The sequence below is a fragment of the Neisseria sp. P0014.S009 genome (assembly GCF_051958155.1).
GTDB lineage: Bacteria > Pseudomonadota > Gammaproteobacteria > Burkholderiales > Neisseriaceae > Neisseria > Neisseria flavescens_C.
In genome coordinates this window covers 1-242 of record NZ_JBQCVS010000227.1, presented here as the reverse complement: position 1 = coordinate 242, position 242 = coordinate 1, and the positions used below count along the sequence as shown (strand labels likewise).

The window sequence follows — 242 nt, the reverse complement described above, 5'->3', positions numbered from 1 at the left end:
ATCATCTGACGTTTAAACAATGGCTTGATCAAGAGAACTACCACTCGCCTGAGCTTTTATGGTATCTCGATTATTGTTGCCGCGACGATTACGGACAAGGCATCGGGCAAGTGTCTGCCTTTGCCGGACTGCATTATTTTGCCGCCCGCAACAATGCAGAAACCGTCCTCACTTGGCCCGAAGGTTTGGCGCATCTTTCTGAAAACCTGCGCCGTCATGCCGATTTGCAGGAAGGTTGGCAA

The 242-nt window shown here is 50.4% G+C and carries 1 pseudogene; it reads left to right on the top strand.

The annotated features are described in order from the left end of the window. Window positions 1–242: pseudogene (locus ACTHS4_RS12435) on the top strand (twin-arginine translocation pathway signal); the annotation flags it as partial.